This window comes from Agrococcus versicolor, from assembly GCF_039531815.1.
Lineage (GTDB): Bacteria > Actinomycetota > Actinomycetes > Actinomycetales > Microbacteriaceae > Agrococcus > Agrococcus versicolor.
The window spans coordinates 1,023,477-1,031,793 of record NZ_BAAAQT010000005.1 but is presented as its reverse complement, the minus strand read 5'-3'; the positions used below and the strand labels follow the sequence as shown (position 1 = coordinate 1,031,793).

Below are 8,317 nucleotides of genomic sequence, written 5' to 3'. Positions count from 1 at the left end.
CGGCGTACCGGGCGCAGCGCGCCGCCACGCTCACCGAGGTCCGACGACCCCGGCGTCGAGGTCGTCGGCGAGACCGCGCAGCAGGTCGTGGAGCTCGGCGAGCCGATCGTCGTGCTCGGGGTCGGCGATCGCGGGCGCCTCGTGGAGCCTGCGCAGCGAGGCGTCGAACATGTCGTCCATCGCGCTCCGACGTGCGGCCACGACGATCGCGCTCACGGCGTCGTCGTCGTCGGCGAGCGCCTCGAGCCGCTGCGCGAGCAGCTCGGCGATGCGCGCGCGCAGCTCGAGCGGCGCGACGTCGCCGCGACGGTAGTCGGCGCCGTGCAGCGCCTGGCCGCGTCGGCCCGCCGCGCGGTCGCGGATGCGCTGGATGCGCTCGATGCCGGCGCGCTGCTCCTCGGCGAGGGCGAGCGCATCGGCGCGCACGGCCGCGGCGAGCGACGCCTCGGTCACGTCGGCACGATCGCGCAGCACGTCGAGCACGACGCGATTGCGCGCCGACAGCCGCAGCCCCGTGATCACGATGAGCAGACCCTCGTCGACCTGCACGCCGAGCTCGTCGTCGGTCGGCGGGGGAGCGGCGTCGTCGGCGTCGCGACGACCTCGTGGCCAGCGCACGACACCTCCCGTCACGAGGGCGCGGTCTGCGCCTGCGACGAGCCTACGGGCGGGTCGTGCGCGCCGCGCTGCCCCGGTCGTGCATGCGTGCCCCGGAGACGACGAAGGCCCCGATCCGATGGACCGGGGCCGTCCCTGCGGTGGGCGATACCAGACTCGAACTGATGACCTCTTCCGTGTGAAGGAAGCGCGCTACCAACTGCGCCAATCGCCCGCGACCGCTCCATCCTGCCACATCCGCGCCGCCGATCGTGACCACGACGCACGGGCATGTGCCGTCCCCGACATGCGCTCGACGGGTCGTCGGGCGGCCTCCGGCCGTGCGTCGCCGGTCGATTTGCCGAGCCGGGTGGGGTGGGCTACTGTGGGTCGAGTCCGAGGGGCGCAGGCCTCGAGGACAATGCGGATGTGGCGCAGTGGTAGCGCATCACCTTGCCAAGGTGAGGGTCGCGAGTTCGAATCTCGTCATCCGCTCGAGGAAACTCTCGTGGTCGAGCAGGGCATGCCCCGCTCGGCCGACGTGGTGGGGTGGCCGAGTGGTCAGGCAGCGGCCTGCAAAGCCGTCTACGCGGGTTCGAATCCCGTCTCCACCTCGCATCTGGGCGATTGGCGCAGCGGTAGCGCGCTTCCCTGACACGGAAGAGGTCACTGGTTCGATCCCAGTATCGCCCACCAGACATCGAAGCCCCGGCCCCAGCGGCCGGGGCTTCGTCGTGCGCCGTGACCGTGCCTCGGCCGAGGGGTCCGCGCCAGCGCGCGCGCCCTCGCACCCGCCGCGTGAGGCGTGCAGCGAGGGCTGCCCGCGCGCCTAGGATCGAGGGGTGACCACCGGCTTCGACCTCTTCTCCGACCGTGCCGTCGTCGCCATGCGCGTCGACGGCGAGCTCCAGGACCTCGCTCGCGAGGTGACCGACGCGCAGACGGTCGAGCCGGTGACGATCGACAGCGAGGACGGCCTGTCGATCCTGCGGCACTCGGCCGCGCACGTGCTCGCCCAGGCGGTGCAGCGCATCGACCCGCAGGCGCGGCTCGGCATCGGCCCGCCCATCCACGACGGCTTCTACTACGACTTCGACGTCGCCGAGCCCTTCACCCCCGAGGCGCTCAAGGCGATCTCGAAGGAGATGGACCGCATCATCCGCGAGGGCCAGCGCTTCACGCGCCGCGTCGTCACCGAGGACGAGGCGCGCGCCGAGCTGAGCGCCGAGCCCTACAAGCTCGAGCTCATCGGCCTCAAGGGTCCGAACGACGATGCGTCGGTCGAGGTCGGAGGCGGCGAGCTGACGATCTACGACAACGTGGACCGCGACGGCGAGACGGTCTGGAAGGACCTCTGCCGCGGCCCGCACCTGCCCTCGACCCGCATGGTCGGCAACGGCGCATCGCTCATGCGCGTCGCCGCCGCCTACTGGCGCGGCAAGGAGACGAATCCGCAGCTGCAGCGCATCTACGGCACCGCCTGGCCCACGAAGGACGAGCTGCGCGCCTACCAGGCGCGCCTCGAGGAGGCCGCGAAGCGCGACCACCGCCGGCTGGGCAAGGACCTCGACCTCTTCTCGTTCCCCGAGGAGGTCGGCTCCGGCCTCTCGGTGTGGCACCCCCGCGGCGGCATCGTGCGCCAGGAGATGGAGCAGCACGCCCGCAGGCGTCACCTCGAGGGCGGCTACTCGTACGTCTACACGCCGCACATCTCGAAGGCCGACCTCTTCATGACGTCCGGGCACCTCGAGACGTACAAGGAGGGCATCTGGCCCCCCATCCACATGGACGAGGTCGTCGACGCCGACGGCGCGATCGTCAAGCAGGGCGCCGACTACTACCTCAAGCCCATGAACTGCCCGATGCACATCCTCATCTACAAGGAGCGGGCGCGGTCGTATCGCGACCTGCCGATGCGGCTCGCCGAGAACGGCACGGTCTACCGCAACGAGCTCTCGGGAGCGCTCCACGGCCTGACGCGCGTGCGCGGCTTCACGCAGGACGACGCGCACCTCTTCGTCACGCCCGACCAGCTCGAGGCGGAGTGCGGCACGGTGCTCGAGTTCGTGCTGTCGCTCCTGCGCGACTTCGGGCTCACCGACTTCTCGCTCGAGCTGTCGATGCGCGACGACGAGAAGTCGAAGTGGATCGGCGACGAGGAGCACTGGGCCGAGGCGACCGACGCGCTGCGTCGCGTCGCGCAGTCGAGCGGGCTGCACCTCACCGAGGTCCCGGGCGAGGCGGCCTTCTACGGTCCGAAGATCGACCTGAAGACCAAGGATGCGATCGGTCGCACCTGGCAGCTGTCGACGGTGCAGATCGACTTCAACCTGCCCGAGCGCTTCGACCTCGAGTTCACCGGCCGCGACGGCTCGAGGCAGCGCCCGATCATGATCCACCGAGCCCTCTTCGGCTCGATCGAGCGCTTCTTCGCCATCCTGCTCGAGCACTACGCCGGCGCCTTCCCCGTGTGGCTCGCGCCCGTGCAGGTCGTCGGCATCCCCGTCGCGGCCGACTACGCCGACTACCTCGACGGCATCGCGGACCGCCTCCGCGCGAAGGGCGTCCGCATCGACGTCGACCACTCGGACGAGCGCATGCAGAAGAAGATCCGCACGCACACGCTCGCCAAGGTGCCGTTCCAGCTCATCGCGGGCGGCACGGACGCCGAGGCCGGCAGCGTCTCCTTCCGCTTCCTCGACGGCACGCAGGAGAACGGCGTGCCCGTCGACGACGCGATCGACCGCATCCTGCACGCGATCGAGACGCGGCAGACCGAGCTGGTCGCCTGATGCCGAGCGCCGACGGCCGCGGCCCGGGGGACTTCCCCGCGGCCGACGACCCGACGCGCGAGGCCGGCGCGCCGACGTGGATGTCGTCGGAGCTGGCGGGCGTGCCGGACGAGTTCCAGCGGCTCTGGACGCCGTACCGGATGGCCTACATCCAGCAGGGCCAGCAGCCCGAGCCGCATGCGTGCCCGTTCTGCGTCGCCCCGACGCTCGCCGATGCCGACGGCCTCGTCGTCCACCGCGGCCGCACGGCGTTCGTCATCATGAACCTGTTCCCGTACAACACGGGCCACGTCATGATCTGCCCGTACCGGCACGTCGCGACGTACGACCTCGCCACGACGGAGGAGACGGCCGAGATCGCCCTGCTCACCCAGCAGGCGATGCGGACGATCACGGCCGTGTCGGGCAACCACGGCTTCAACATCGGCATGAACCAGGGGCAGGTCGCCGGCGCGGGCATCGCCGACCACCTGCATCAGCACATCGTGCCGCGCTGGGCGACCGACGCGAACTTCTTCCCGATCATCGCGAAGACCAAGGCGCTGCCGCGCCTCATCGAGGAGGTCCGGGCAGAGCTGCAGGAGGGCTGGCTCTCGTAGCCGGCCCGCGCAGCGCCGCGCGCGAGCGGCCTGCGCGTCAGGACCCGCAGGGGACCGTGACGTCGACGGTCGCGGTGCCGGCCGTGAACGTCTCCATCGTGAGCGTCGTCGTGAAGACGCCGCCCTCGTACGTCGCGGGCGCCGTCTCGTCGACCTGCAGGTAGACGGCGTCGCCGACGACCATCGTGAACGTCTCGGCGACCCATGATCCGCCGTCGTTCGTGAAGAAGCCCGTGGCCACGTCGTCGATGTCCGCGCCCGACGCCATGACGGCGCTGTCGCCCGAGACGATGCAGCCGATCGAGTCGACCATCGCCGCGGGAGCCGGGGTGCCGTCGATGACGATGCTCGCGCCGCCCGAGGCGGCGGGCGGTGCCGACGAGGGGGCCGCCGAGCTCGGCGCGGGCTCGCTCGAGGCAGGGGTCGAGGGAGCGGGTTCGGTGCTCGGCTGGCTCGTCGGCTCGGTGACGGGCGGCGCCGGCACGAGCGTCGGCGGCTGGACGATGCACCCCGTGAGTGCGAGGGCGCCCACGGCGACGGCGGCGAGCGAGCGGGTGCGACGAGGGGCCATGCACGCATCGTCCCACCGGCGGCTGGGGGAGCGCCGACGATAGCCTCGGCGCCATGCAGCTCTACTCGGCCAGGCCCGATCGTCGCGCGTGGCAGATCGTCGGCGACGTCGTCGCGATCGGCGTGCTCGTCGGCGCCATCTGGCTCGCGGGCGAGGTGACGCGCGCGATCGACTCGCTCGCCAGGTTCGGCGTGCAGATGCAGGACACCGGCTCGGAGCTCTCCGGCACCCTCCTCGGTGCGGCCGAGGGCCTCGAGGACATCCCGTTCGTCGGCACGGGCCTCGGCACGCCCTTCGTCGAGGCGTCGGGCGCGGCCGACGGGCTCGCCGACGCCGGTCGCACGCTCGAGGCCGCCATCCACGCGCTCGCCGCGGGCGTCGGCGCCGCCGTCTGGATCGTGCCCGTGCTCGTGCTCGTGGGCGTGTGGCTCGTGCCGCGCATCCGGTTCGCTCGGAGCTCGGCGGAGACGGCGCGCGTCGCCGCGACCCCCGCCGGGCGGGACCTCCTCGCGCTGCGCGCGCTCGTCGCGAGGCCGCTGCCCGAGCTGCAGGCCGTCGCCCCCGACCCGCTGCGGGCGATCCGCGACGGCGACGATGCCGTCCTCGACGCGCTCGCCGCCCTCGAGCTGTCGGCGGCGGGCGTGCGGCGGCGTGCGCCGCTCGCCTCGTGAGCGCTCGGTAGACTGACCAGTCGATCGACCGGGAAGGCACCATGTCCGGACACTCCAAGTGGGCGACCACCAAGCACAAGAAGGCCGTCATCGACGGTCGCCGTGCGAAGTCGTTCGCCAAGCTCATCAAGAACATCGAGGTCGCCGCCAAGATGGGCGGCGCCGACCTCGCGGGCAACCCGACCCTGTACGACGCCGTGCAGAAGGCGAAGAAGACGTCGGTCCCGAACGACAACATCGACCGCGCGATCAAGCGCGGCGCTGGCATCTCGGGCGACGCGATCGAGTACATGACGATCATGTACGAGGGCTACGCGGGCGGCGGCGTCGCGCTCATGGTCGAGTGCCTCACCGACAACAGGAACCGCGCGGCGGCCGAGGTCCGCACGGCCATGAGCCGCAACGGCGGCACGATGGCCGACCCCGGCTCGGTCGCCTACAACTTCCACCGCAAGGGCGTCGTCTCGGTCACGAAGACCGACGACGTCACCGAGGACGACATCCTGCTCGCCGTGCTCGACGCGGGTGCGGAGGAGGTCATCGACCAGGGCGGCGGGTTCGAGATCCTCTCCGAGCCGACCGACCTCGTCGCCGTGCGCACGGCGCTCGTCGACGCCGGCATCGACTACGACGCCGCCGACGCCGAGTTCGTCGCCGACCTCAAGGTCGAGGTGGATGCCGAGACGGCGCGCAAGGTCATGCGCCTCATCGACGCGCTCGAGGACTCCGACGACGTGCAGAACGTGTTCTCGAACTACGCCCTCACCCCCGAGGCGCAGGCGGAGCTCGACGCCGAGGACGAGGACTAGCCCTCTCGCGGGGCCCGCGCCCATGCGCATCCTCGGCATCGACCCGGGCCTCACGCGCTGCGGCATCGGCGTCATCGATGCCGCCGGCCGCGCCGTGACCATGGTGTCGGTCGACGTGCTGCGGTCGGCGGCCGACGAGGCGCTCGAGCACCGGCTCCACCGCATCGCGACGGGGATCGAGGCGGCGATCGCCGAGCATCGCCCCGATGCGATCGCGCTCGAGCGGGTCTTCGTGCAGCAGAACGTGCGCACCGTCATGGGCGTCGCGCAGATCTCGGGCCTCGTGCTGCGCGCCGCCGCCGCGAACGGCATCGCCATCGAGCTGCACACCCCGAGCGAGGTCAAGGCGGCCGTGACGGGCTACGGCCAGGCCGACAAGCGCCAGGTCGGCGCGATGGTGCAGCGCATCCTGGGGCTCGCCGTCGCGCCGCGGCCAGCGGACGCCGCCGACGCGCTCGCCATCGCGATCTGCCACGCGTGGAGCGCCCGCAGCGCCGCGCCGACGGCGGCGCTCACGCCCGCGCAGCAGGCGTGGCAGGCGGCGGAGCGCGCGTCGCGCCGCTGACCCCTGCGGCGACGGCGCGGCGATCGGTGGGCGTCCGCGGTCGAACCTAGGCTGGAGCCCATGATCGCGAGGCTCGACGGCACGGTGCTGGGCGCCGCAGGCACCCGCGTCGTCGTCGGCGTCGGCGGCCTCGGGCTCGCGGTGTCGGTGACGCCCCAGCAGTCGCTCGTCGCCACGGTCGGCTCGTCGATCGCCCTCCACACGACCCTCATCGTCCGCGAGGACGACATGTCGCTCTACGGCTTCGGCACGCAGGCGGAGCTCGACGCCTTCGACCTGCTGCGCGGCGTCTCGGGCGTCGGCCCGAAGTCCGCGCTCGGCGTCCTCAGCCACATGACGCCGAACCAGCTCGCCGACGCCGTCGCGCGCGAGGACGAGACGGCGTTCAAGGCCGTGAGCGGCATCGGGCCGAAGACGGCGCGGCTCATCATCGTGCAGCTCGCGGGCAAGCTGCACGCGACGCCGACGACGGGGCGCGTGCGCGGCGACGCCGGCGCCGACGTCCTCGTGGCGCTCACGGGCCTCGGCTGGCCCGAGCGGCAGGCGCGCGCCGCGCTCGACGCCGTGGGCGCGCAGCCCGACGCGGGCTCGCTCCTGCGCGCCGCCCTCGCCGAGCTCGGGCCGCGCGCATGACCGACGACCTCGTGCAGCCGGAGGCGACGGTCGAGGAGATCGCGTTCGAGGGTGCGCTGCGGCCGGGATCCCTCGCCGAGTTCGTGGGGCAGCCGAAGGTGCGCGGGCAGCTCGAGGTGCTGCTGCGCGCCGCCGCGATGCAGGACCGCAGCCCCGACCACATCCTCCTCGCGGGCCCTCCCGGCCTCGGCAAGACGACGCTCGCGATGATCATCGGGGCCGAGACGGGCCGGGCCGTGCGCCTCTCGTCCGGCCCGGCGATCCAGCACGCCGGCGACCTCGCGGCCGTGCTGAGCGCCCTGACCCCGGGCGACGTGCTCTTCGTCGACGAGATCCACCGCATGGCGCGCTCCGCCGAGGAGATGCTGTACCTCGCGATGGAGGACTTCCGCATCGACATCATGGTCGGCAAGGGCGCCGGCGCCACGTCGATCCCGCTCGAGCTCGCCCCGTTCACGCTCGTCGCGGCCACGACGCGCTCGGGCATGCTGCCGAGCCCGCTGCGCGACCGCTTCGGCTTCACCGCGCACCTCGAGTTCTACGATCCCGTCGACCTCGAGCGCGTCCTGCGGCGCTCGGCCGACCTCCTCGGCGTCCCGCTGCCCGCCGAGGCGATCGGCGAGCTCGCCCGGCGCTCGCGCGGCACGCCGCGCATCGCGAACCGCCTGCTGCGCCGCGTGCGCGACTGGCTGCTCGTGCACGAGGGCAGCGACGGCATCGAGGCCGTGCGCGCCGCGCTCCTGCTCTACGACGTCGACGAGGCGGGGCTCGACCGCCTCGACCGCGCCGTGCTGCACTCCATCGCCCACCGCTTCCGCGGCGGGCCCGTCGGGCTGTCGACGCTCGCGGCGTCGATCGGCGAGGACGCCGACACCATCGAGTCGGTCGTCGAGCCCTACCTCGTGCGCGAGGGCATGCTCGCCCGCACGCCGCGCGGCCGCGTCGCGACGCCCGAGGGTCTCGCGCACGCCGGCGTCGTCGTCCAGCCCACATTGGACGATCGACTATGATCATCGGGTCCGTGCCCACGCGTCATGACGACGGCGCCCGGACCCATCCGCACTTCGACTGAAGCGACTT

The 8,317-nt window shown here is 72.5% G+C and carries 9 protein-coding genes and 4 tRNA genes; 10 read left to right on the top strand and 3 right to left on the bottom strand.

All coding sequences use genetic code 11. From position 1 onward, the window contains the following. Nucleotides 1-30: 30 nt before the first annotated feature. Together ABD249_RS07880 and ABD249_RS07875 are read right to left on the bottom strand one after the other, a co-directional pair. Complete coding sequence (locus ABD249_RS07880; RefSeq protein WP_344342381.1) at nucleotides 31-618, bottom strand: hypothetical protein; 588 nt, start codon at nucleotides 616-618, stop codon at nucleotides 31-33. Nucleotides 619-759: 141 nt separating this feature from the next. Continuing rightward, a tRNA-Val gene (locus ABD249_RS07875) sits at nucleotides 760-832 on the bottom strand. Nucleotides 833-1,020: 188 nt separating this feature from the next. Here ABD249_RS07875 and ABD249_RS07870 point away from each other — a divergent pair. From ABD249_RS07870 to ABD249_RS07850, 5 genes are all read left to right on the top strand, one after another. After that, nucleotides 1,021-1,092 (top strand) — tRNA-Gly (locus ABD249_RS07870). 48 nt (nucleotides 1,093-1,140) lie between these two features. Beyond that, nucleotides 1,141-1,211 (top strand) — tRNA-Cys (locus ABD249_RS07865). Nucleotides 1,212-1,218: 7 nt separating this feature from the next. Then, nucleotides 1,219-1,293: transfer RNA gene (locus ABD249_RS07860), tRNA-Val, on the top strand. Nucleotides 1,294-1,484: 191 nt separating this feature from the next. Beyond that, nucleotides 1,485-3,389, top strand: a complete 1,905-nt coding sequence (gene thrS / locus ABD249_RS07855) for a threonine--tRNA ligase (protein WP_344342552.1) — start codon at nucleotides 1,485-1,487, stop codon at nucleotides 3,387-3,389. An 80-nt stretch (nucleotides 3,390-3,469) separates the two neighbouring features. Then, nucleotides 3,470-3,988, top strand: a complete 519-nt coding sequence (locus ABD249_RS07850) for an HIT family protein (protein WP_344342550.1) — start codon at nucleotides 3,470-3,472, stop codon at nucleotides 3,986-3,988. A 37-nt stretch (nucleotides 3,989-4,025) separates the two neighbouring features. Here ABD249_RS07850 and ABD249_RS07845 read toward each other — a convergent pair whose 3' ends face one another. Next, nucleotides 4,026-4,559: a hypothetical protein gene (locus tag ABD249_RS07845; protein ID WP_344342379.1), complete on the bottom strand. Its 534-nt coding sequence runs from the start codon at nucleotides 4,557-4,559 to the stop codon at nucleotides 4,026-4,028. Nucleotides 4,560-4,612: 53 nt separating this feature from the next. Here ABD249_RS07845 and ABD249_RS07840 point away from each other — a divergent pair, with 53 nt between their 5' ends. Genes ABD249_RS07840 through ruvB form a run of 5 tightly spaced genes read left to right on the top strand, consistent with a single transcriptional unit; the run spans nucleotide 4,613 to nucleotide 8,247 of the window. Next, on the top strand, nucleotides 4,613-5,230 hold the full coding sequence (locus ABD249_RS07840) for a hypothetical protein (protein ID WP_344342377.1): 618 nt from the start codon (nucleotides 4,613-4,615) through the stop codon (nucleotides 5,228-5,230). A 41-nt stretch (nucleotides 5,231-5,271) separates the two neighbouring features. Beyond that, nucleotides 5,272-6,039: a YebC/PmpR family DNA-binding transcriptional regulator gene (locus tag ABD249_RS07835; protein ID WP_344342375.1), complete on the top strand. Its 768-nt coding sequence runs from the start codon at nucleotides 5,272-5,274 to the stop codon at nucleotides 6,037-6,039. 22 nt (nucleotides 6,040-6,061) lie between these two features. Next, nucleotides 6,062-6,604, top strand: coding sequence for a crossover junction endodeoxyribonuclease RuvC (gene ruvC / locus ABD249_RS07830; protein WP_344342373.1), 543 nt, complete (start codon nucleotides 6,062-6,064; stop codon nucleotides 6,602-6,604). A 60-nt stretch (nucleotides 6,605-6,664) separates the two neighbouring features. Continuing rightward, a complete protein-coding gene (ruvA, locus tag ABD249_RS07825) occupies nucleotides 6,665-7,237 on the top strand; it encodes a Holliday junction branch migration protein RuvA (RefSeq protein WP_344342371.1) in 573 nt (190 codons plus the stop codon). After that, nucleotides 7,234-8,247, top strand: coding sequence for a Holliday junction branch migration DNA helicase RuvB (gene ruvB / locus ABD249_RS07820; RefSeq protein WP_344342369.1), 1,014 nt, complete (start codon nucleotides 7,234-7,236; stop codon nucleotides 8,245-8,247). The genes ruvA and ruvB overlap by 4 nt, the downstream gene beginning before the upstream one ends. The last annotated feature ends 70 nt before the right edge of the window (nucleotides 8,248-8,317 follow it).